This window comes from Pantoea sp. X-Soil-ISGK-275 (assembly GCF_059730795.1).
Map to the genome: position 1 here is coordinate 2669663 of NZ_AP035976.1, position 20656 is coordinate 2690318.

Consider the following 20656-nt stretch of genomic DNA (forward strand, 5'->3'; position numbering starts at 1 on the left):
GTCGCCATAAATGGCGACCCTACGTGAATTTGTAGGGTGACCATTCATGGCCACCGTTTAAATGGCCGCAATAATTTGGGGTGTGAATCAATGACGCTTATCGATACGCTGCACCATCCGATCGCCGACCCACTGAATGCCGCACACCAGCACAATCAGCACCGCGATCACTGCGATCATCACCGAGGTTTCAAAGCGCTGATAACCGTAGCGGATCGCCAGATCGCCCAGTCCGCCTGCGCCAATTGCGCCGGCCATCGCCGAAGCGCCAATCAGCGCGACGAGCGTGACGACAAAACCAGACAGAATGCCGGGTAGCGCTTCCGGGATCAGCACATCCCAGACAATGCGCAGCTTGCTGGCGCCCATGGCGCGCACCGCATCAATCAATCCGCGATCGACATCACGCAGCGACACTTCCGCCACGCGCGCGAAGTACGGCGTTGCGGTGATCGACAGCGGCACAATCGCTGCCCAGGTGCCGAGCGAGGTGCCGACCAAAAAACGGGTAAAGGGGATCAGCGCCACCAGCAGAATAATGAACGGCAGCGAGCGGAAGCTGTTGATGATCAAGCCCAGCACGCGATTAACGCTGCGATGTTCGGCGATGCCGCCGGGGCTGGTCATCACCAGAATCAGGCCAAGTGGCAAGCCCGCCACCAGCGAAAACAGGCCGGAAATCACCGTCATTAATACCGTTTCGCCTAACGCATTAAGTAAAAGATCAATCATGACTGGCGACATAGCCCACCAACTCCACTTGAGCCTGCTGCGCGTGCAGCCAGCTGAGAATCTGTTGCTCGTCGGCCGCGTTGGCTGCCGAGAGCGCGATAAAGAAACGCACCACCGCGTAGTGCTGGATGTGATCGATGCCGCCCTGCAGCAGGCGGAATTTGCCCGGCAGCGCACCGGCAAAGCGGGTGAGCAGATCGCCCTGCGCATCGTCACCGGCAAAGTGCACGCTGTAAATGGCATCGCCCTGCTTCTCATCGCTGAGGCGCGCGGCAATATTTTCCGGCAGCTGCGGCAGCAAACCGCGCAGCAGCGTGCGCGTCAATTGCGACCTGGGATGCGCAAACACCTGCCATACCGGACCTTGTTCAATGATTTCACCGGCATCGATCACCGCCACGCGATGCGCGACAGATTTGATCACTTCCATCTCATGGGTGATCAGCAGAATAGTGATGCCGAGTTTTTGATTCAGGGATTTGAGCAGCGCCAGAATCGAGCGCGTGGTTTCCGGATCAAGCGCGGAGGTGGCTTCGTCGCACAGCAGCAGCGCCGGGCTTGCCGCCAGCGCGCGGGCAATGCCAACGCGCTGTTTTTGGCCGCCAGATAACGCCGCCGGATAGCTTTGCGCTTTGTCCGCCAGCCCCACCAGCTCCAGCAGTTCCGCCACGCGCTGCTGGCGCTGCGCTTTATCCATGCCGGCAATTTTCAGCGGCAGCGCCACGTTCTGCGCCACCGTTTTGGCCGATAACAGATTGAAGTGCTGAAACACCATGCCAACGCGACTGCGCACCGTTTGCAGCTGTTTTTCCGACAGGCCGGTAATGTTGCGGCCTTCAATTTCAATGACGCCTTCATCAGGTTGTTCCAGCCCGTTGAGACAGCGGATCAGCGTGGATTTACCCGCGCCGCTGCGTCCAATCAGGCCAAGAATTTCGCCTTTCTGCACCGTCAACGAGATATCGCGCAGCGCCTGGGTTTGTCCAAAGCGACGTGACACGCCTTGCAGGCGCACCACGCTGCCGCTGTCGCGAAACGTCACCTGCGCCTCGTCATGGGCACTTTCCGCCACGCCGCGTTTCACGGCGGTAAATGGCGTTTCGGCTGCTGAGAATAACGTCATCTTTATCGTTCCTTACCAGGCCGTTTCGCCCGTGCCTTTGTAGACCTTGTCAAACACGGTCTTCACGGCATCGTTCTGATAAGAAGCCACCAGCGTTTTCACCCATGGCGCGCTGACGTTCTCTTTCTTCACCGCAATAAAGTTGTTGTACGGGTTATCTTTTACCGGCTCCTGCGCAATGCGGTCTGCTGCGGTCAGGCCACTTTTCAGCGCCCAATCGGTGTTGACGACGGCGGCATCCAGATCAGGAACGGAGCGGCCGATGATGCCGGAATCCAGCTCTTTGATTTTCAGATGATGCGGATTGGCGGTGATATCGGCGGTGGTGGCCGCGATGCCAACGCCCGGCTTCAGCTTGATCAGGCCTTGTTGCTCAAGCAGCACCAAACCGCGCGCTTCGTTAGAGGGATCGTTGGGCACGCCAATCACCGCGCCCTCTTTCAACGCTTTGGCACTTTTCACTTTCTTCGAGTAGAGACCAATCGGCCACACCGCAGTATCGCCAACGCGCACGATGTCGTAGTGATTCACCTTGATTTGGTTATTCAGGAACGGCTGATGCTGGAAGGCGTTGGCATCCACTTCGCCGTTTTGCAGTGCTTCGTTCGGCTGGTTGTAATCGTTGAAGATCACGGTTTTCACCGTTAAGCCTTTTGCCGCCGCCTGTTTGATCACTTCGCGCCAGACATCTTCATCTTCGCCGCTGATGATGCCGACTTTTACCGAGGTTTTATCCGCTGCGTGCGCGATGGATAACGGCGACAACGCCGCGCTGGCCAGCAGCAAAGCCCCAGCACTTAAAAAGAATTTATTTTTTACCGACGACAGACGTGTGTGCATAAAAAGCTTCCTAATCGTTATAATTGCGCGAGTCAAAATAAGCTGTCGTAACGACAGATGACCGCAGTATACGCAGTTGCTTATTCCTGCATTATGATTTATTCAGGAAAGCTATTCCTGAAAAGCATAAAGCCGCCGTGTGGCTCGCATCGCCACCAGCGAGAAAATGGCTGTGTTATCCTTTCCTTTTGATGGATTTATTACTGAGCGCTATGTCGGACACCACAACTAAACGCAAAAATGACCCTGAAGGGCTGAAGAAACGCATCCTTGCCGGTGCGCTGAAGATGTTCGCCGAGTTCGGCATGCAGGGCGCGCGGCTGGAGCAGATCGCTGAGCACGCGCAAACCACCAAACGCATGGTGGTGTACCACTTCAGCAATAAAGAGCAGCTCTATATTGAGGTGCTGGAGCAGGTGTATCAGGCGATTCGTGAGCACGAAACCGGCCTCAATCTCGCCGAGATGGAGCCGGAACTGGCAATGACCAAACTGGTGGAAGCCAGCTTCGATTACCACGTTTCCCACCCGGACTTTATGCGGCTGGTGTGTACCGAAAACCTGCTGCGCGGGCGCTACATCATGCAATCCGAACGTATCAAGGCATTGAATAAGAGTGCGCTCGATCTGCTGGATGACATTCTGACGCGCGGCCAGCAGCAAGGGCTGTTTATTGATGGGCTGGACACCGTCGACGTGCACCGCTTGCTCAGCAGCATTTGTGTGCACCACGTCTCCAATCGTTACACCTTTCACACGCTGTTCACGCCAAACGATAGCGAGGAAGACAGCATCCGTCGTAACCGTCAGTTAGCCGTCACCGCCACGCTGCGTTACGTGCGCAAAGCCCCGTAGACTGCGGCTTTGCAGTGATGGTCTACGCTTTAAATCCTGGGACCGTCACAGACCTCAATTTAAGGAACGCCGTAGTGAACAAAGACCCCCACCTTTATCCCTTACGCCATACGCACAATACTGACCAGGACAGCGCACTGTGGAACTGGGCGCAAAACACGGTGGTTGGTCAGCGCAGTCAGTTACAACAGCCGCAAACTGAAGCGGAGTTACAACAACTGCTGCGCGCCGCCAGCGGCAAAGTGCGCGTACTGGGCAGTCGCTTGTCGCCGGGCCGTATGCTGGGCGTGAATGAGCAGGATTTGCTGCTGGATCTCAGCGCGTTCAATGGCGTGATTGCACAAGATGCCGACAGCGTCACCTTTGCCGCCGGCACGCCGCTGGAGCAGGTTTACAGCACCTTAACCGAGATGGATCGCATGCTGGCTTCGTCCCCGGGTGTGATCGCGGTGCAAACGCTGGCGGGCGCGATGGCCACCGGCACGCACGGCCAGGGTTTGGCACAAAGCTCAATCGCCGATGAAGCGCTGCGCATCCGCATGGTGTTAGCCGACGGCAGCGTGCGTGAATTCGTGCGCGGCGAGCCCGATTTCGCCGCCGCGCAGGTTTCGCTCGGCACCTTAGGCATTGTTACCGCCGTGACGCTGCGTACCCGCCCTTTCCGCCTGTTTACCTGCCACAAGTTTGCCGTCTCCGCCGATACGCTGGAAAAGGATCTGGTGGAGTGGAATCAGCAGTATGAGATGAGCAAAGCCTGGTGGTTTGTCGATGACAACCTGATGCACGTATGGAACGCGCATGAAGCCAGCGACGAAGAGGCTGAAGCCTGGCATGCCAATCAGCGTGAGGTGATTGAGCATGGCGATGACACCGACAGCAGCCTGAATGAGACCATCGATCAGACGCTGGCACAGATGCATCGAGATACGCAGATTCACGGCAAAGGCGGCAAGCAGTTCCGCACCGTGACGCGCTTCCGCGATTTCACCGACATCAGTGGCGATATCTATCAGCTGTTTTGTCGCGGTATTGCCGTACCGCAGATCAACGTCGAAATCGGCGTGCCGCTGGAGAAAACGCCGCAGATTATCAGCAAGATCAAAGCGTGGTATGCCGAGAATCATCCGCATATGCACTATCCGATCATTCTACGTTGTACCGGCGCGTCTGAAGCCTGGCTCAGTCCGGCGTATCAGCACGCTACCTGCTTCTTCGGCTTCGTGGTCTATTACGCCGATGACGGTTCGCTGTCGCAGGATGGCCTGCATTTTCTCACTGAGGTGGAGAAGCTGCTGGCAGCCGAAGGCGGACGTCCGCACTGGGGCAAATATTACGACCCGCAGCGCTATCAGTGGCGCGATATCTATCCGCAGTGGGACGCTTTCCGCGCGGTGCGCAATCAGCTCGATCCGCAACGCCGTTTTAGCAATGACTATGTCACTGCTTTGTTTGATTAAGTTTGAGGGGGAGAAACCATGTTTGCATGGGTAACGCTGTTAACGCAGCCGGACTATTTTATTGGCGTGAAGGCGCTGCACCAGTCGCTGAAGCGCAGTGAAACCCGTTGGCCGCTGATTGTGATGGTCACCGATGCTATCGATCTGGAGACGCGTGAAGCTTTGCAGGCGCTGGGCTGCGTAATCCATCCGGTGGATCCGCTGATGCCGAATGCCGAGCTGGAGCAGCATTACGCTTCGGCGCAGTTCGGTGAAGTGTGGAGCAAACTGCGCGCGTGGGAGTTGGTGGATTGCGAGCGCGTGGTGTTTCTCGATGCCGATATGCTGGTGCTGCGCAATATGGATGAGCTGTTTACGCTCGATCTGGGCAAGCATGCGCTGGCAGCGTGTCACGCCTGTCGCTGCAATCCCAACAAGATCGCCAGCTATCCGGCCAGCTGGCAGCCGGAGAATTGTCACTATACCTGGCAGGATCGCGGCGAACCGGCACCCTCCACGCTTGATCGCTATCTGAACGGCGGTTTCCTGGTGCTGAAGCCGGATCTGGCGGTGTTTGAGTGGCTGCAGGAGAAAGTGGCGGGCATTACCGATTTGCGTCGCTATCCGTTCTCCGAGCAGGATTTACTCAATGAAGTGTTCGAAGATCGCTGGCTGCCGCTTTCGTATAAATACAATGCGCTGAAAACCTTGCCATTCCAGCACAGCAAGATGTGGCGCGAAGATGAAGTCAAGAACCTGCACTTCATTCTGGCGAAACCGTGGAAACGCGATTTGAATCAGCCTGAATCGGAACGCGACCGTTATTACGCGCTGGATAAGCTGTGGTGGGCGTTGGCGGCGGAATAAAAAAAACAGCGCGATGATTATCGCGCTGTTTCATATGAATTGCGCATTACTGCGCGCCAGGTCGCCGTGAATGGCGACCCTCCGATTTATTGCGCTTTTGGCTCGCCCATCGCTTTCAATTTTTTCGACAGCTCGCGACGCTCTTTGGAGAGGTCAGCGTTTTTGATGATGTACTCATCAACGCGGTCTTCATAATCCACACGCATGCTGGCGATAATTTCCTGCACCGCCTCGATGCTCATGCCTGGTTTGATGTATTCACTCAGGTTGTCCAGCAGCAGCACACGTTTCTGGTTATCACGGACTTTCTTCTCGTTATCCACGATTTCGCGCTGCAGTTTGTTTTTACGACGGAACATACGCACAAACTCCAGTACGTCCTGAAATGATTGCTTGGCATTTTCCATGTTGGCACCTTTCTTGAGGCCTGCGTCGGCAGGCGGAATAGTCATAACGTTTAGCTTAGCGGCTTGGCCGCCAGGGTTGCAATTCTCACCGCTAAATTCGGACTGGCGCTTATCTTAGCGCAAAGAAAGGGTGATTCACATTAAGTCATTGCCTGAGAAAACTATTTACGCAGCGCCAGACGCACTAAATCGGTCATACGCTCCAGCTGACGCGCCTGTTCAAGGCTCAGCCAGACGTAACCGTAAATCGCCGTGGTTTCAGAACGTCCGCTGCGATTGGCAATTAGCTGCTCCAGTTCCTGGGTGATCTCCTCCAGCGCGTGACTATTGGCGGTGATCTGCTCGGTTTCGCCTTTCACCATCAGCGTTGCCAGCGCATTCAACGTGTCTTCAGTCATCTGCTGGGTGCGACGCAGCGTGGGCGCGTTGAGCATAATCAAGTGGCTTTCACGTGACGACCACCATGCATCAATCTGCATCTGCATGGTGTTCACCATATTACGGTTAATCGTTTGGATCGCCTCAAACACCGATTTCGGAATGCGCGTCTCTTTGCTCGCCGGTTCCAGCAGCGCACGCATTTTGATCACGCCGCTCAGCAGTTTCTGGAAAGGTTTATTCAGCCGCGGTTTCTCCAGCAGATTGGCGGAGAAGCCGGTGTGATGCAGTTTTGCCATAGCGATAAACGCATCCGACAGCTGGATACGCCAATGCGTGTACGCGCGTTGCGCCCAGATGGCGCTAAACAGCAGCGCCATCAGCGAACCGAGAATCACGTCGCCGCCGCGCCACATGGCGATGGTGAAATCCCCGGCCGGTGCGCCAACCACCACGCCGAGCGTGATACCGATCAACAGCGCCATGTAGGGATGCTTGCCCAGCGTCAAATAGCCGCAGACCATCATCACGATGGCGCACCACACCAGCATGACCGGCAGCGAAAATAGCTCAAGCTTGAGCGCGATTAGGCCGGATATCAGACCGGCGAAGGTGCCGCTAATACGCTGCACTACGCGCGGCAGCACGTTGCCCCAGGTAGAAATCGGCCCCATCACCACTACCAGCGTAATCAGCGGCCAGGTGCCTTCGGGAATATCTGTGAGGCGTACAAACAGGAAGCACAGCACAAAAGCGATAGCGATGCGCACGCCGTGCACGGCGCGATAGTGGCGGTAGAACCAGAACTCAATCTGCGAGATGGGCTTGTCAGCGCGTAACATGGTTGTCCGGGAACGCTAAAAATTTGCGCGCTATGTTACCCTGGCAACGGCTGCATCATCAGGGTCGAACGCAATTATTTTTCGTGTTTTGCTGAAATACAACATGGGTGTTACATCTAATTTTCCCAATGGAAACATTGATGTAACGCAATGGGTTTGGTGCGGTTATTGATAAGGTCGCCATGAATGGCGACCCTACGGGTGCGGTTTTGTAGGGGCGCCATTTAGGGTGACCGCGTAATTTAATCAGCCACACGTACCGGAATATACATATCCACCAGCCAGTCGCCGCTATCGGATCCATCAGAAAGGTAATGCTCAAAGCACGGACGATTGTCCACTTGCCAGCCGCCCTGCGCATTTAAGCTATCGAACAAACTGCGCCACGCGCTGAAGAAATCGTTGTTAAGCACTTCAACACGCGCGTGAAAATAGCGGCCGCCCGGCAATAAGCCTTTTTCGATATCGTCGCCCGCCGCCGGAATCACCTCTTCTGGCGCGGTAATCACCGTTTCCACGCGCAGCTCTTCGGGCGGCAGCTCCTGCGGATTGCCGTAATAAATCGCCAGCCATTCGCCTTCAACCTTGTGCTCACTCACCCAACTTTTCAGCTGGTTAAAGCCGCGCGGCACGGTTTCCTGCCACGGACCTTGCAGATGGTAACCGAGCCAGCTTTGCGGATTACGTTCAACAATCGATGCTTTCATACCTTGCCTCTTATCAGCAGCAGAAACAGCGATTGTGCCATCACCGCCGCAGCACGGCGACGATGATGACGCGGAAATACGCGACGGATTACAGTTTCTGTTTCACGTAATCGCTGATGCGCGTGATGATGCCAGCCTGATCAACTGCTTGCAGCGCGTAGAGCGGATAGCTTGCCAGCTGCTTATCTTTATCCATCACCTGAATTTCACCAATCTGCTCGCCCGCTTTCAGCGGCGCTTCCAGATCTTTGCGATCGATAACGTATTTCGCCATCACGTTGGCCACTTCGGTGCGTGGCAGCGACAGGTAAATATCCTGCGTGGTACCGACATCTACTTTATGCGGATTGCCGTACCAGACGTTTTCGCTGCCGATTTTTTTGCCTGCGTGGAACAGTTGCACGGTATCAAAGGTGTTTTGGCCCCACACCAGCAGCTTGCGCGCCTGATCTTCACGCCCTTTCGGGCTCTTGCCGCCCATGATCACCGCGATCAAGCGATGACGTCCGACGACGTTAGAGGCGATGATGTTGAAGCCAGCGCTTTCGGTGTGGCCGGTTTTCAGGCCATCGACGTGCAGATTTTGATCCCACAGCAAGCCGTTGCGGTTGTTCTGGGTGATGCCGTTCCAGCTCAGGGTTTTCTCACCGTACATGGCGTAGAAATCGGGCTCGCCGCTGATGATAGCGCGCGACAGCACTGCCAGATCGCGTGCGGTGGTGTGCTGGCCCGGCGCATCAAGGCCGTGCACGGTTTCGAAATGGGTGTGCGACAGACCGAGCTTCTGCACATAGCTGTTCATCATGGTAACGAAGCTGCCTTCGCTGCCAGCCACGTGATCCGCCAGCGCCACGCAGGCATCGTTACCCGAATCGATAATCACGCCGCGCATCAGGTCGCGCACCGTGACCTGATCCCCCGGCTTGAGGAACATCAGCGAAGAACCTTTAAACACCGGATTGCCCGCACCCCACGCATCTTTGCCAATGGTGACTTTGTCATCGCGGCTGATTTTGTTCTGATCGATCGCGCGATCCACGACATAACCGGTCATCAGTTTGGTCAGGCTGGCCGGATTACGCTCTTCATCCGGATTGCCGGCAGTGAGAATTTGTCCGGTTGTGGCGTCCATCAGCACCCACGAAGCCGCATCAATCGGCGGTGGCGTCAGGGGAAACGGCATGCTGTCGTCGGCCTGCGCCAACGATGCCCAAACAATCATTCCAGATACAGTTACCAGCAGACGCCTTTTCAACACTTCTTCCTCAAAATCAAAAAATGAATTTACCGCCGCACGTTTTACGGCAAATAGCGCTTACAGATCTGAATAAATTGAAAAAAAGTATGAACTGCGCATAAAAGCTGCGCGCCTGCTCGCAGCGAGGAGGATCGAGGTTGTACTGCTATCCAGGGACGACTATCCTGTGCATTGATTCTCCATTGCCAGGATAACGCCGTGCCCGCCTCTGAGTTCACCTTCTTATTTCACGATTATGAAACCTTCGGTAAAAGCCCTTCGCTGGACCGTCCTGCGCAGTTTGCGGGCCTGCGTACCGACAAAGAATTCAACGCGGTAGGTGAACCGCAGGTGTTTTATTGCCAGCCAGCGGACGATTATTTGCCGCAGCCGGAAGCGGTGATGATCACCGGCATTACGCCGCAAACCGCCAAAGCGCGTGGCGTAACAGAAGCGGCGTTTGCCGAACGCATTCACGGCCTGTTTAGCGAGCCGCAAACCTGTGTGATTGGTTACAACAATGTGCGCTTCGACGATGAAGTGACGCGCAATATCCTCTATCGCAACTTCTATGATCCGTACGGCTGGAGCTGGCAAAACGGCAATTCACGCTGGGATTTACTCGATGTAATGCGCGCCTGCTACGCGTTGCGCCCGGAAGGCATTGAGTGGCCGGAAAATGACGATGGCTTTCCAAGCTTTAAGCTGGAGCATCTCACCAGGGCCAACGGTGTGGCGCACGAGCAAGCGCACGATGCGATGTCGGACGTTTATGCCACGCTGGCGATGGCGAAACTGGTGAAAGAGAAGCAGCCGAAGCTGTTTGAGTTTCTGTTTACCCATCGCAACAAACAGAAACTGATGACGCTGATTGATATCCCGCAGATGAAACCGCTGGTGCACGTCTCCGGCATGTTCGGCGCGGCGCGCGGTAACACCAGCTGGATTGTGCCGCTGGCGTGGCATCCGGATAACCGTAATGCGCTGATTGTCGCCGATCTGGCCGGTGATATGTCGCCGCTGCTGGAGCTTGGGTCAGATGAACTGCGTGAGCATTTGTATACCCGTCACAGCGATTTGGGCGATCTGCCTGCGGTGCCGATCAAGCTGGTGCATATTAATAAGTGTCCGGTGCTGGCGCCCGCGAGCACGCTGCGTCCGGAAGATGCCGCACGCCTGAATATCGATCGTCAGCAGTGTCTCGCTAACCTTAAGCTGCTGCGCGAACACGCGGAAATACGTGAGAAAGTGGTGGCGCTGTTTGCCGACGCCGAACCGTTTACGCCCTCGGATGATGTGGATGCGCAGTTGTATGACGGTTTCTTCAGCGACGCCGATCGCGCGGGTATGAATATTATCCGTCAGACGCCGCCGCAAAACTTACCGGCGCTGGATTTGAGCTTCGAAGATAAGCGCATTGCTAAGCTATTGTTCCGCTATCGCGCACGTAATTTCCCTGGCACGCTGGATGACGCCGAGCAGCAGCGCTGGCTGCAGCATCGCCGCGAAGCGTTGAATGCTGAGCGCGTGCAAGCGTTTCTATTGGAACTGGAGTCGCTGGCGAGTTTGCATGAGGGGAATGCGGAGAAGATGGCACAGCTGAAAGCGCTGTATTTGTATGCGCAGGAGCTGGTGTCTTAGTTTGTCCTCTGCGGTTTGATGCCCTCACTCCGACCCTCTCCCACGGGAGAGGGAGATGCTGCCGTATGCCTGCTCCGATCGGTTCCCTCTCCCGCTCGCGGGAGAGGGTTAGGGTGAGGGAAAACCCTTAAATCATCCCCCACACCAGCCACGTCAGCGCGAAACCGCTCAGCCCCATCACCGTAGTCAACACCGTCCACGTCTTCAGGCCATCAGCTACCGACAGGCCCAAATAGCGCGTCACCACCCAGAACCCCGCATCATTCACGTGCGACAACCCCAAGCCGCCGAAACAGGCCGCCAGCGTTACCAGCACGCGCTGCATATCCGTTACATCGCCCACCGCCTGGCTTAGCAAACCGCTGGTGGTTAAAATGGCGACCGTTGCCGATCCCTGCGACGCACGTAGCGCCAGTGACAAAATAAACGCAGCTGGCACTAGCGGCAGATGCAAGGTTTCCAGCGTCAGCGCCAGCGCTTTGCCCACACCCGACTCCACCAGAACCTTACCAAAGGCACCGCCCGCACCCGCCACCAGAATAACGCTGGCAGAGCTGGGAATCGCACGTCCGGTGAGGTCTTCTAACTTCTCTTTGCTCCAGCCGCGACGCACGCCAAGCAGCCACGCCGCCAGTCCCAGCGCAATCAGCAGTGCAATCGCTGGCGTCCCAATCACCGTCATCACCGAACGCAGCGTGCTGCCTTCTGCTAACGTGGTGTGTGCTACCGTTCCCATCACGATCAACAGAATCGGCACGACAATCAGGCCGGTAATGGTTAGCGCACCCGGCGGTGGCGCGTCGTTTTTCGGCTTGCCTTCCGGCTTCGCCAGCTGCAACTGCTCCAGCACATCGACGGAAAGGTGATATTGACGCAGGTTCATCGCTTTTGCGACGTAGTAACCGACGATACCGACCGGAATCGAGATCAGGATTCCGAGCATCATCAGCCAGCCCATATCGGTATGCAGAATCCCTGCAGCCGCTGCCGCGCCCGGATGCGTTGGCAGCGCTACGTGCACCGTCAGCATCACGCCCGCCATTGGCAAGCCAAACTTCAGCGGTGATACGCGTGCCACTTTGGTGAAGCCATAAATCAACGGAATCACGATGATGAAGCCAACTTCGAAGAACACCGGAATACCGAGGATAAACGCCGCCATGGTCAGCGCCGCCACGGTACGCTTGATGCCCAGCGACCTACTGAAGCGTTGTGCCAGCGACTCCGCACCGCCCGAGGCTTCAATCACTGCGCCGAGCATCGCCCCCAGCACGATGATAATGGTGATATGCCCCAGCAAGTTACCCATCCCGCTAAAGATGGTTTCCATGATTTTGTCGGCGGGAATGCCAGTGGCAATCGCCACCAGCAGGCTGACAATCAGCAGCGCCACAAAGGGGTGAACTTTGGTTTTAATCACTAGCAACAGCAAAATCACGATGCTGGCGGTAGCGATAGCTAACAACAACGCGGTTGACATGATAATCCTCTATTTTATAAGTATTTTTAGGGTACAGCTTTCTCTGGTATTGGCAGATTCAGATATGACTTATCCAACACAGCGGATAGGCCGCTGCGTTGGCGATAAACAAGAATTTATTTGGCGTAAGGCGCGAACCAGCCAAGGCCCGCTTCGGTGCGGCCACGCGGGATATATTCACAACCCACCCAACCGTCGTAACCCACTTCATCCAGCAGGTTGAACAGATAGGAATAGTTGATCTCGCCTTCATCCGGTTCGTGACGATGCGGCGCAGAGGCGATCTGGATATGGCGATAACGACCGGCGTATTCACGAATCAGATGGGTCAGATTGCCGTCCACCAGCTGCGCATGGAACAGATCGAGCTGGGTAAAAACGTTGGGCCGAACGATTCGCGCCATCATCGCCAGCGTCTGATACTGGCTGGCGTAGAGATAATTCGGCTTAGTGACTGGATTAAGCGCTTCCAGCAGCAGGCGAATGCCGTGCGGCGCAAAACGCTCGGCGGCATAGTGCATGTTACGTACGAAAGTCTCTTCATACGCAGCGCGATCGGCACCGTTTGGCACCGTTGCCGCCATTACATGCACCTGCGGCACATTAAGGGCTAACGCATATTCCAGCGCCCGATCGATATCGGCACGCGCTTCCTGTTCACGGCCCGGAATAGCAGAAACGCCCCACTCGCCCGCCTGCACGTTGCCTGCAGCGGTGTTGAACAGCACCAGTTCCAGCTGATGTTTTTCCAGCTCGGCTTTAATCACCTCGGCAGGAAAGTCATACGGGAACAGGAATTCCACTGCGCGAAAACCGGCGTTAGCGGCGGCGGCAAAGCGCTCGATAAACGGTAGCTCACCGAACTGGGTAGATAAATTGGCTGCAAACTTAGGCATTAGAAATTCCTCAATTCCGCGACTTCGCTATCGGTCAGATAACGAATCGAGCGGTCGCCGAGCGTGAACATCAGACGCGCGGTCTCTTCCAGTTCTTCGGTGTTATTGGCGGCTTCGCGCAGGGATTTACCCACCACCACCGGACCGTGATTGGCCAGCAGGAAGGCGTTGTAACGCGAGGCCAGATTGGCCAGATCGTCGGCCAGGCGCTGATCGCCCGGCTTGTAATAGGGCACCACTGGCACATCACCGACGCGCATCACCACGTACGGCGTGAACGGACGAATACAGTTTTCAGTGTCGAGATCGTTCAGGCACGAGAGCGCCGTCAAATAGTGACTGTGCAGATGCACCACCGCTTTGCACGCGGGATTATTCAGGTACAGTGCGCGGTGAAATTCCACTTCTTTCGATGGCTTGTCGCCGGAGATCCATTCGCCCTGAATTGTCACTTTCGACAGACGATCGGCCTGCAATTCGCCGAGGCAGGAGCCGGTTGGCGTCGCCAGCAATTTGCCATCTTCCAGCAGCAGCGACAGGTTGCCTGCCGAACCGGTGGCGTATCCGCGCTGAAAGAAGGACGCGCCGAGCTGCACCATTTCTTCGCGTGCTTGTTGTTCCGTCATGCTGAAAACTCCTGTTGTGCGCGGGCAAAGAACTGTTCATCGCCAAAGTTGCCGGATTTCAGCGCCAGCGACAGCGGCTGATGGATATCGCGCACCCACGGCACGCCCGGCGAAATCATTGGGCCAATGTGGAATGCGGTGACGCCAAGGCTTTGTGCCACCACGCCCGAGGTTTCACCACCGGCGACGATAAAGCGCTGCCAGCCACGGCTTTTCAGCTCCCGCGTTACCGCAGCAAACAGCTGCTCAACCGCTTCACTGCTGCGCGCCGCGCCGTATTGCTGCTGAATCGCCTGCAGCTGCTGCGCATCGGCGGTAGCAAACAGCAAGGGCGCCAGATCGGGCTGATGATGCGCTTCCACCCAATCACAGAGTTGCTGCGCATAGCTTTCAGCGTTATCGAGGCAGCGCTCCACCAACACTTCGTGCGATGGCGCTAGCTGGCGATACGCCTGCACCTGACGATTGGTCATCTGCGAGCAGGAGCCCGAGATCACCACCGCGCGCTCGCCTTGTGGACGTCCGGCTTGTTCAGCGTCGCTATTCTGCTGCTGCGTCGCCCAGGCGCGGGCGATACCGATCGCTAATCCTGAACCGCCGGTCACCAGACGCATTTCTTTCAGCGCTTCGCCCTGCGTCAGCAGATGCTGCTCGTGCAGCGCGTCCAGCACCACATAGTTGATGCCCTGCGCCTTCAAGGTATCCAGCTGGGCACGCACCGCATCGGCACCTTGATCCAGCTGAGTCGCGTTGATCACCGCCGCCTTGCCCTTAGCCTGACGCGTCATTAAACGCACCAGATTGCTGTCGGTCATTGGCGTTACCGGATGGTGGCGCATGCCCGATTCGGACAGCAGCTGATCGGCGACAAACAGATAGCCCTGATACACCGTACGACCGTTAACCGGCAGCGATGGCGAGATCACCGTTTGCGTTTCGCCTAACGCCGCCAGCAACGCATCAGTAACCGGACCGATATTGCCCAGCTCGGTGCTGTCGAAGGTGGAGCAATATTTGAAGTAAAAACGATCGCAGCCCTGCTGTTGCAGCCACTGCAGCGCGGCCAGCGACTGATCGATCGCCTGATGCGTCGGGCAAGAGCGCGACTTCAGGCTGATCACTATCGCCTGCGCGCTCAGCTCGTCATGACTTTCCGGCACCCCGTTGAACTGAATGGTCGGCAGACCGTTTTGCACCAGGAAGCTGGCGATGTCGGTCGCTCCGGTAAAATCGTCTGCAATGACGCCTAAACGCATGATTACTGCTCCTTCGCCTGCGGCAGCGTGATGCCGCTGAAGATCTTGATCACCGCGCTATCATCTTCACGACCGTGACCGGCGTTGCTGGCTTCGGTAAACATGTTGAGCGCAGTGGAGGCCAGCGGCAGCGGGAAGTGCAGCGACTTGGCGGTGTCCGCCACCAGATTGAGATCTTTAACGAAGATATCGACTGCTGATTTCGGCGAATAATCGCCATCCACCACGTGACGCATGCGGTTCTCAAACATCCACGAGTTACCGGCGGCGTTGGTGACCACGTCATACATGGTATCGAGTGGAATACCGGCGCGGGCGGCCAGCGCCATCGCTTCAGCGCCCACGGCAATGTGCACGCCCGCCAGCAGCTGGTGAATGATTTTGACGGTTGAGCCGAGACCGATTTCGCTGCCCACGCGATAGACTTTCGCCGCCACCGCATCCAGCACCGGCTTCAGCAGGGCAAAAGCTTCGTCGCTGCCGGAGGCCATCACGGTCATCTCGCCCACCGCTGCTTTAGCTGCGCCGCCGGAAACCGGGGCATCCAGCATCAGCAACTGATGCTGCGCCAGCTGTTGTTCAATCGCCTGCGCATCCTGTGAAGAGATGGTAGAAGAGACCATTACCACGGTGCCGGGCTTGAGCTGCGCCGCCACGCCGTTTTCACCAAACAGAATCGCTTTAACCTGCGCGGCATTCACCACCAGCAGCAACACCGCATCGAGTTCAGCGGCAAAGCGGGCAGCGGAGGTTTGCGCATCACGCGCACCGGCCTGACGCAGGGTTTCCAGCGCCTGCGGATTGAGATCAACACCCCAGGTATTTAATCCTGCACGGATGCAAGATTGCGCTGCACCCATGCCCATGGAACCTAAACCAATCACGCCGATGTTATTCACGGTTGCTGACACAGCAAACCTCCATTGTTAATTTAAGTGATAATTTGTTCATTGGTGTTAAGTCTGCCGCAGTCAGTGGCGAATAAACGTGCGTGATATCACAAAAATTAACTTCACTGCGCAACGTTTAACATGGATTCACAGCTAAAGGTAAGTGTGGCACAGCCCTTTAACACGGGATTTCTGCTTACATATCGGGAAGATAAATTGTGCTGCGAGCTGTGAATCGATGATCTACAATGTGAAAAAATGATAATTCAGGGAGAGCAATGTGATTCCGGTTGAACGTCATCAACAAATTTTAGCGCTGGTTGGCGAACGCGGCGTGGTCAGCATTGCCGAGCTGACTGAGCGGTTGGGTGTGTCGCACATGACGATTCGTCGCGATGTGCAGAAGCTGGAAGAGCAAGGTGCAGTATTGTCTGTTTCGGGCGGCGTGCGCTCGGCGGATCGCCTGGCGGCGGAGCCGTCGCATCTGGCGAAAACCAATATGTACAGCGGCGAGAAGATGGCGATTGGTCAGTATGCCGCGCGTCATATTCCGCGCAATAGCTGCATCTATCTCGATGCCGGCACCACCACACTGGCGCTGGCGCGTGAGTTAGTAGAGCGTGATGACTTGCTGGTGGTGACCAATGATTTCGTGATTGCGCGCCTGCTGATGGAGAGCAGCGGCTGCAAACTGATTCACACCGGCGGCACGGTGTGTCGTGAGAACCGTTCCAGCGTCGGTGAAGCCGCTGCACGTAGTTTGCGCCAGCTGGCGATCGATATCGCATTTATCTCCGCGTCCTGCTGGGGCCCGCGCGGACTGTATACGCCGGATGAGGATAAAGTGCCGGTCAAGCAGGCGGCGAGCGATGTCAGTAGTAAGCGCGTATTGCTAAGCGACAGTTCGAAGTACAACAAGATTGCGACGCATCTGGCATTGCCGCTGGAGCGCTTTGATACGTTGATTACGGATGCGGAGTTGAGTAAAGCGGGACGCGAAGCGTTGAGTGCGGGGAGTTGGGAGTTGGTGTTGGCGGGGTAGAGCTCGCTGTCCCCCTCCTCGGTCTGTGCTCGCTGTCCCCCTCCTCGGTCCTCCCCCATAAATGGGGGAGGAAGATGCTGCTATATGCTAGATCAGGCGTTGCATGTGGCAGCGTCTCCTTCCCCCGCTTGCGGGGGAAGGCCGGGATGGGGGACAGCGACGTCGATCAAATCACACTTCTTCGCTGAACTGCGGAACCGGGTTGCGGAAGGTGCGGGTCACAAATGCGAGGTAAATAATACCAATCGCTGCCCACACCAGGCCGAGCACCATTGAGGTCTCTTCCAGATTAATCCACAACGCACCCACTGTCAGGGCACCCATCACCGGCAGCACCAGATAGTTGAGGTGATCTTTCAGCGTCTTGTTACGCTTCTCACGGATCCAGAACTGCGCAATCACCGACAGGTTCACAAAGGTGAATGCGACCAGCGCACCGAAATTAATCAGCGCAGTTGCGGTAACCAGGTCGAAGTTGATTGCCAGCAGCGCCACACCGCCTACCAGCAGCACGTTCAGTGACGGCGTGCGGTAAGTTGGGTGAATGAAGCCAAAGAAACGCTGTGGGAATACGCCATCACGGCCCATCACGTACATCAGACGCGAAACGCCTGCGTGCGCCGCCATACCGGATGCCAGCACCGTCACCACCGAGAAGATCAGAATGCCAATCTGCAGCGCTTTACCCGCCACGAACAGCATGATTTCTGGCTGTGAAGAGTCCGGATTGGTGAAGCGTGAGATGTCCGGGAAGTATAGCTGCAGGAAGTAAGAGACACCGATGAAGATCACACCACCAATCAGCGCGGTGAGGAAAATCGCGCGCGGGATAGTGCGTTCAGCATCTTTAGTCTCTTCTGACAGCGAACTGATACCGTCAAAGCCGAGGAACGAGAAGCAGAGGATGGTCGCACCGGTAATCATCGGTACTACGTGCGCATTCTCAGACCAGAACGGTTTGCTGCTGGTCAAGGTTCCTGCGCCAACACCGTGTGCCACACCGTAAATCACCATGCCGGTGATCACTACCATCACCACCACCTGCAGCACCACGATCACGCTGTTGAAGTTGGCAACGGTTTTGATTCCACGCAGGTTAGAGATGGTCATAAAGGCCACCAGCAGCACCACGAAAATCCACGACGGAATCCCCGGCACCAGCGTCTCAAAGTAGCTTTTCGCCAGCAGGATGTTGATCATCGGCATGAACAAGTAGTCCAGCAGTGATGACCAGCCAACCATAAAGCCGACGTGCGGACTGATTGCCTTCTGAGCATAGGTGTAAGCGGAGCCCGCAGATGGGAAGCGGCGTACCAGCTTGCCGTAGCTCACGGCAGTAAACAGAATCGCGATCAGGGCGAAAGCATAAGCGGTGGCGACGTGGCCGTCGGTCAATCCAGACACGATACCGAAGGTATCAAACAGGGTCATTGGCTGCATATACGCCAGGCCCATCATGACAACCGGGATCAGGGTCAGGGATTTTTTCAGGTGTGCACGCTGAGGTGCGGCAGAGGTGTTAAGCGACATTGTTCAGGCCCCCGCAGACGACAACCGCGATCGGTTGGGCTACAGGGCTACTGCGCAATTTGCTGCAGTGAGAAGTGATATAAGAGTTTGCGATTGTCGCGGCGCCGTAGTCATCACGGAAGCGAGAACCAGCCTGCGCTGGTGCAATGTTAAACAGTCCCATCTTTGTTTTCCTCAAATCTCACGCACAAGCGTGTTTGTCAGTATCTATCTATCCGGATGCGTGTCCGGCCTCGTTTGAAAGTCAGTGAGTACATCATGCAAAAAAATAACCGACGGGATAAGCGTCGGTTATGTTTCTCATTTTGCAGGGCGCGTATTTTGCCCCAACTTATGCCATCGGCACAAGACGTTAGATCAAATCTTCCTGCGTCAGGCGTTCTTCAGCATCCAGTCGATTTCTGTTGAGGTGATTAAGCGCTCAAACTGCATCAATTCATACTGTTTGCAGCTGTGCCACACGCCGCTGAAACGCTCGCCCAACAGCTTCTGCAGCGGGTAGCTATTCTCGAATTCATACAGCGCATCGCTCTGCCGAATCGGTAATGCCAGCCCTTCTGCTTCATGTCCATTGCCCTGCACCGGATGCGGTAAGGGTAGCTGATTATCCAGACCGTGCAAAATACCGGCAAGAATAGTTGACACCACCAGATAGGGATTTGCATCCGCGCCAGCCACGCGATACTCAATGCGATGGTTATCCGCATCGCCACAAGGCACGCGCAACGCGACCGTGCGGTTGTTATGTCCCCACGACGCCTGCAGCGGTACATAGGCTTCCGGCAGGAAGCGGCGATAGGCGTTCACATTCGGCGCCAACAACGCCATTGAGGCCGGCATCAGATCGATCATGCCCGCCAGCGCACGTTTCATCAGCGGCGAATCGCTACCGTCATCCAGCGCGAAAGCGTTGTGATCGGCGGCATCCAGCATGCTGATGTGCACATGCATACCGCTGCCCGCGTACTCTTCGTAAGGTTTAGCCATGAATGTCGCGGTCATGCCGTGATTTTCCGCCACCTGACGCACCAGCCGTTTCAGCTGAATGGCGTGGTCGCAGGCTTTCAGTACGTCGCGTGTGTGATGCAGGTTGATTTCGAACTGGCCAGGTGAAGCTTCCGCCAGTGCGCCATCGGCGGGAATGCCTTGCAGCTTGGCTAAATGGTCGATATCCCGCAGAACGTCGGCGAAGTGATCGAGATTATCCACCGAATACACTTGGCTCTGCATGTTGCGTTCATCACTGCCCGGTGAGCACGGCGGCTGAATAAAGCCCTCCGCATCGCGCTTTTTATCCACCAGATAGAACTCCAGCTCTACCGCTACCACCGGGAATAATCCTCGATTGCGCAGCTGTTGCCACAGCCGATTGAGGACATTACGGGGTTCAACGTCAAAGGGAGTGCCATCTTGGTTACACATGGTCAGCAACAGCTGGGCGATGTGCGTGGGATCGGCGGCAGAGGGAATTAAGGTTCCGGGAACCGGCATGCAGAGGTGGTCGGGTTCGCCCAGTGACTGACCAAGTCCGGCGTCTTCGACGGTATTACCGAGAATATCCATCGCGAAAACGGAGGCCGGGAAGTAACACCCTTTTTCCAGTTTTGCCAATGCGGAGATGGGAATGCGTTTACCTCGAAATACCCCATTTAAATCATTAAGAAGAATATCGACATACTGCGTTTCAGGATGGCGTTCCAGCCAGGTTTTGACCTCCAGCTGGAACGCGCTTGTTCGTTTCTCTTCACTGTGTCGTGTGAAGTCTTCTACTTCTACGAGGTTCGTCATGATCCCACCCGCCCTTTACCGTTTAATATTGGTGCGCGTAATGCTCAAAATAACAGCCACTCCTCTAACATAGCTCTAACGCAA

General features: G+C 56.1%; 19 protein-coding genes. 5 read left to right on the forward strand and 14 right to left on the reverse strand.

The window, feature by feature from the left end; genetic code table 11:
- Window positions 1–87 precede the first annotated feature (87 nt).
- The 3 genes from AC6I8A_RS12530 to AC6I8A_RS12540 are packed head-to-tail and all read right to left on the reverse strand — an operon-like array spanning window position 88 to window position 2695.
- Entirely contained in the window at window positions 88–744 is a 657-nt protein-coding gene (locus AC6I8A_RS12530; protein WP_479489411.1) for a methionine ABC transporter permease, read from the reverse strand.
- Complete coding sequence (locus AC6I8A_RS12535) at window positions 725–1855, reverse strand: methionine ABC transporter ATP-binding protein (protein ID WP_497818586.1); 1131 nt, start codon at window positions 1853–1855, stop codon at window positions 725–727. The genes AC6I8A_RS12530 and AC6I8A_RS12535 overlap by 20 nt, the downstream gene beginning before the upstream one ends.
- Window positions 1856–1867: 12 nt before the next feature.
- Window positions 1868–2695, reverse strand: a complete 828-nt coding sequence (locus AC6I8A_RS12540) for a MetQ/NlpA family ABC transporter substrate-binding protein (protein ID WP_497818587.1) — start codon at window positions 2693–2695, stop codon at window positions 1868–1870.
- A 212-nt stretch (window positions 2696–2907) separates the two neighbouring features.
- On the opposite strand from AC6I8A_RS12540, the gene AC6I8A_RS12545 reads away from it, so the two are divergent.
- The 3 genes from AC6I8A_RS12545 to AC6I8A_RS12555 all read left to right on the forward strand — a co-directional run bounded on the left by AC6I8A_RS12545 (window position 2908) and on the right by AC6I8A_RS12555 (window position 5852).
- Window positions 2908–3549: a TetR/AcrR family transcriptional regulator gene (locus tag AC6I8A_RS12545; protein WP_154157341.1), complete on the forward strand. Its 642-nt coding sequence runs from the start codon at window positions 2908–2910 to the stop codon at window positions 3547–3549.
- A gap of 74 nt (window positions 3550–3623) precedes the next feature.
- Window positions 3624–5006: a D-arabinono-1,4-lactone oxidase gene (locus AC6I8A_RS12550; protein WP_479489408.1), complete on the forward strand. Its 1383-nt coding sequence runs from the start codon at window positions 3624–3626 to the stop codon at window positions 5004–5006.
- An 18-nt stretch (window positions 5007–5024) separates the two neighbouring features.
- Window positions 5025–5852 carry a glycosyltransferase family 8 protein gene (locus AC6I8A_RS12555; RefSeq protein ID WP_436332791.1) on the forward strand — a complete coding sequence of 276 codons (828 nt, stop codon included), beginning with the start codon at window positions 5025–5027 and terminating at the stop codon, window positions 5850–5852.
- 86 nt (window positions 5853–5938) lie between these two features.
- Here the strand turns inward: AC6I8A_RS12555 and tmaR are convergent, their stop codons facing one another.
- From tmaR to dacD, 4 genes are all read right to left on the reverse strand, one after another.
- Window positions 5939–6259, reverse strand: a complete 321-nt coding sequence (gene tmaR, locus AC6I8A_RS12560) for a PTS system regulator TmaR (protein ID WP_008110563.1) — start codon at window positions 6257–6259, stop codon at window positions 5939–5941.
- Between the two features lie 161 nt (window positions 6260–6420).
- The gene (locus tag AC6I8A_RS12565) at window positions 6421–7479 is read right to left on the reverse strand and encodes an FUSC family protein (protein ID WP_293793127.1); all 1059 of its coding nucleotides are present in this window, start codon (window positions 7477–7479) and stop codon (window positions 6421–6423) included.
- Window positions 7480–7721: 242 nt separating this feature from the next.
- Window positions 7722–8186: a GyrI-like domain-containing protein gene (locus AC6I8A_RS12570; RefSeq protein WP_497818588.1), complete on the reverse strand. Its 465-nt coding sequence runs from the start codon at window positions 8184–8186 to the stop codon at window positions 7722–7724.
- A gap of 88 nt (window positions 8187–8274) precedes the next feature.
- Complete coding sequence (gene dacD / locus AC6I8A_RS12575) at window positions 8275–9441, reverse strand: serine-type D-Ala-D-Ala carboxypeptidase DacD (protein ID WP_256696818.1); 1167 nt, start codon at window positions 9439–9441, stop codon at window positions 8275–8277.
- A 201-nt stretch (window positions 9442–9642) separates the two neighbouring features.
- On the opposite strand from dacD, the gene sbcB reads away from it, so the two are divergent.
- Window positions 9643–11064: an exodeoxyribonuclease I gene (sbcB, locus tag AC6I8A_RS12580; protein ID WP_497818589.1), complete on the forward strand. Its 1422-nt coding sequence runs from the start codon at window positions 9643–9645 to the stop codon at window positions 11062–11064.
- Window positions 11065–11191: 127 nt separating this feature from the next.
- Here sbcB and AC6I8A_RS12585 read toward each other — a convergent pair whose 3' ends face one another.
- The 5 genes from AC6I8A_RS12585 to ltnD form a co-directional block, all read right to left on the reverse strand.
- Window positions 11192–12544 carry a GntP family transporter gene (locus tag AC6I8A_RS12585; RefSeq protein ID WP_497818590.1) on the reverse strand — a complete coding sequence of 451 codons (1353 nt, stop codon included), beginning with the start codon at window positions 12542–12544 and terminating at the stop codon, window positions 11192–11194.
- A 116-nt stretch (window positions 12545–12660) separates the two neighbouring features.
- Window positions 12661–13440, reverse strand: coding sequence for an HPr family phosphocarrier protein (locus AC6I8A_RS12590; protein ID WP_497818591.1), 780 nt, complete (start codon window positions 13438–13440; stop codon window positions 12661–12663).
- On the reverse strand, window positions 13440–14066 hold the full coding sequence (gene otnC / locus AC6I8A_RS12595; protein WP_497818592.1) for a 3-oxo-tetronate 4-phosphate decarboxylase: 627 nt from the start codon (window positions 14064–14066) through the stop codon (window positions 13440–13442). Before otnC ends, AC6I8A_RS12590 begins: the two co-directional genes overlap by 1 nt.
- Window positions 14063–15322 carry a 3-oxo-tetronate kinase gene (gene otnK / locus AC6I8A_RS12600; protein WP_497818593.1) on the reverse strand — a complete coding sequence of 420 codons (1260 nt, stop codon included), beginning with the start codon at window positions 15320–15322 and terminating at the stop codon, window positions 14063–14065. The genes otnC and otnK overlap by 4 nt, the downstream gene beginning before the upstream one ends.
- Before the next feature lie 2 nt (window positions 15323–15324).
- Complete coding sequence (ltnD, locus tag AC6I8A_RS12605) at window positions 15325–16233, reverse strand: L-threonate dehydrogenase (protein ID WP_101763402.1); 909 nt, start codon at window positions 16231–16233, stop codon at window positions 15325–15327.
- Window positions 16234–16492: 259 nt separating this feature from the next.
- Here ltnD and ygbI point away from each other — a divergent pair, with 259 nt between their 5' ends.
- Window positions 16493–17254, forward strand: coding sequence for a DNA-binding transcriptional repressor YgbI (gene ygbI / locus AC6I8A_RS12610; RefSeq protein WP_293793112.1), 762 nt, complete (start codon window positions 16493–16495; stop codon window positions 17252–17254).
- Between the two features lie 171 nt (window positions 17255–17425).
- Here ygbI and AC6I8A_RS12615 read toward each other — a convergent pair whose 3' ends face one another.
- Together AC6I8A_RS12615 and AC6I8A_RS12620 are read right to left on the reverse strand one after the other, a co-directional pair.
- Window positions 17426–18784 carry an APC family permease gene (locus AC6I8A_RS12615; protein ID WP_256696823.1) on the reverse strand — a complete coding sequence of 453 codons (1359 nt, stop codon included), beginning with the start codon at window positions 18782–18784 and terminating at the stop codon, window positions 17426–17428.
- A gap of 372 nt (window positions 18785–19156) precedes the next feature.
- On the reverse strand, window positions 19157–20572 hold the full coding sequence (locus AC6I8A_RS12620; RefSeq protein ID WP_061717698.1) for a glutamine synthetase family protein: 1416 nt from the start codon (window positions 20570–20572) through the stop codon (window positions 19157–19159).
- Window positions 20573–20656 lie beyond the last annotated feature (84 nt).

Bases quoted from the DNA above. Each gene is read 5' to 3' on its own strand.
- AC6I8A_RS12530 (WP_479489411.1), bottom strand. From the start codon at position 744: ATGTCGCCAGTCATGATTGATCTTTTACTTAATGCGTTAGGCGAAACG.
- AC6I8A_RS12535 (WP_497818586.1), bottom strand. From the start codon at position 1,855: ATGACGTTATTCTCAGCAGCCGAAACGCCATTTACCGCCGTGAAACGC.
- AC6I8A_RS12540 (WP_497818587.1), bottom strand. From the start codon at position 2,695: ATGCACACACGTCTGTCGTCGGTAAAAAATAAATTCTTTTTAAGTGCT.
- AC6I8A_RS12545 (WP_154157341.1), top strand. From the start codon at position 2,908: ATGTCGGACACCACAACTAAACGCAAAAATGACCCTGAAGGGCTGAAG.
- AC6I8A_RS12555 (WP_436332791.1), top strand. From the start codon at position 5,025: ATGTTTGCATGGGTAACGCTGTTAACGCAGCCGGACTATTTTATTGGC.
- tmaR (WP_008110563.1), bottom strand. From the start codon at position 6,259: ATGGAAAATGCCAAGCAATCATTTCAGGACGTACTGGAGTTTGTGCGT.
- AC6I8A_RS12565 (WP_293793127.1), bottom strand. From the start codon at position 7,479: ATGTTACGCGCTGACAAGCCCATCTCGCAGATTGAGTTCTGGTTCTAC.
- AC6I8A_RS12570 (WP_497818588.1), bottom strand. From the start codon at position 8,186: ATGAAAGCATCGATTGTTGAACGTAATCCGCAAAGCTGGCTCGGTTAC.
- AC6I8A_RS12585 (WP_497818590.1), bottom strand. From the start codon at position 12,544: ATGTCAACCGCGTTGTTGTTAGCTATCGCTACCGCCAGCATCGTGATT.
- AC6I8A_RS12590 (WP_497818591.1), bottom strand. From the start codon at position 13,440: ATGCCTAAGTTTGCAGCCAATTTATCTACCCAGTTCGGTGAGCTACCG.
- otnC (WP_497818592.1), bottom strand. From the start codon at position 14,066: ATGACGGAACAACAAGCACGCGAAGAAATGGTGCAGCTCGGCGCGTCC.
- otnK (WP_497818593.1), bottom strand. From the start codon at position 15,322: ATGCGTTTAGGCGTCATTGCAGACGATTTTACCGGAGCGACCGACATC.
- AC6I8A_RS12615 (WP_256696823.1), bottom strand. From the start codon at position 18,784: ATGTCGCTTAACACCTCTGCCGCACCTCAGCGTGCACACCTGAAAAAA.
- AC6I8A_RS12620 (WP_061717698.1), bottom strand. From the start codon at position 20,572: ATGACGAACCTCGTAGAAGTAGAAGACTTCACACGACACAGTGAAGAG.